This is a genomic window from Streptomyces himastatinicus ATCC 53653 (assembly GCF_000158915.1).
Classification (GTDB): Bacteria; Actinomycetota; Actinomycetes; order Streptomycetales; family Streptomycetaceae; genus Streptomyces; species Streptomyces himastatinicus.
On the sequence record NZ_GG657754.1, the window covers coordinates 4,461,958 to 4,463,127 of the forward strand.

Genomic DNA, 1,170 nt, shown 5'->3' on the forward strand with positions numbered 1-1,170 from the left:
ATAGACGGTCCAGGGCCCTGCCCCGGAGGCCCCGCCCCGGCACCACCCACCGGACCCACCGGACCAACCGCACCAACCGCACCCCCTTACGCCTCCGGCCCGGACACCGGCGCCGGCACCGGCACCAGCCGGAAGAGGCGGATCCGGCGGTCCACGCGCGCCTGGTAGCGCGCGTACGGCGGCCAGAAGGCCACCACCGCCGACCAGGCCCGTTCCCGCTCCGGGCCCTCCAACAGCCGGGCCCGGACCCGGATGTCGCGGCCCTGCCAGCTGATCTCCGCGTCCGGGTGCCGCAGCAGATTGGCGGTCCAGGCCGGATGGCCGGGGCGGCCGAAGTTGCTGCCGACCAGGATCCAGCCGCCGTCCTCCTCCGGCATGCAGGCCAGCGGCGTACGGCGGAGCAGCCCGGACTTCGCGCCGCGGGCCGTGAGGATCAGGCCCGGCAGCATCCGCGCGCTCGGCAGCACCCGGCCACGGGTCAGCCGGTGGACGGCGCGGTCGAGGGCCGGGACGACGTGCGGGGCGAGCCGCGCGAAGGTACGCCCCGAGGACACCTTCTGGACGAGCCGCGTCATCCGCTCCCCCGGCGGCATCAGACCGTCACCGCCGGGGCGAAGACGCCGTCCCGGTCGGCCGCCCGCGCCCGCAGCCGGTGGGCGGGGCCGAAGAGCAGCTCGTCGGAGGCGGCCCGCTTGAGGTACAGATGCGCGTCGTGTTCCCAGGTGATGCCGATGCCGCCGTGCAGCTGCACGGCCTCGCCCGCGGCGGCCCGCTGCGCCTCCAGCGCGGCGGCGAGCGCGAGCGGGCCCGCGACCGGGGCTTCCGGCCCGGTGGCCGCCCATGCCGCGTAGTACGCCGCCGAGCGCGCCGCCTGGACCGTGACGTACACATCGGCCAGCCGGTGCTTGACCGCCTGGAAGGAGCCGATCGGGCGGCCGAACTGCTCCCGGGTCCGTACATGGTCGACCGTACGGGTGAGGGCCGCGTCCGCCGCGCCCACCGCCTCGGCCGCGAGGACGGCCGCCGCCGGGCCGCCCAGCCCGGCCAGCGCGCCCGCCACGTCCGCGCCGTCCGCGCCGTCCTCGCCGAGCAGCTCGGCCGGGACGTCCCGCAGTTCGATACGGGCCTGCGGCCGGGTCTCGTCCAGCGCGGTCAGCCGGGTGCGGACCA

General features: G+C 77.4%; 2 protein-coding genes. Both read right to left on the reverse strand.

What is annotated here, in order from left to right; genetic code table 11:
- Positions 1 to 86 precede the first annotated feature (86 nt).
- On the reverse strand, positions 87 to 575 hold the full coding sequence (locus SSOG_RS18415) for a nitroreductase/quinone reductase family protein (protein WP_009715757.1): 489 nt from the start codon (positions 573 to 575) through the stop codon (positions 87 to 89).
- 17 nt (positions 576 to 592) lie between these two features.
- Positions 593 to 1,170, reverse strand: a 578-nt coding sequence (locus SSOG_RS56085) for an acyl-CoA dehydrogenase family protein (protein WP_039938018.1), incomplete at its 5' end; no start/stop codon positions are given.

Bases quoted from the DNA above. Each gene is read 5' to 3' on its own strand.
- SSOG_RS18415 (WP_009715757.1), bottom strand. From the start codon at position 575: ATGACGCGGCTCGTCCAGAAGGTGTCCTCGGGGCGTACCTTCGCGCGG.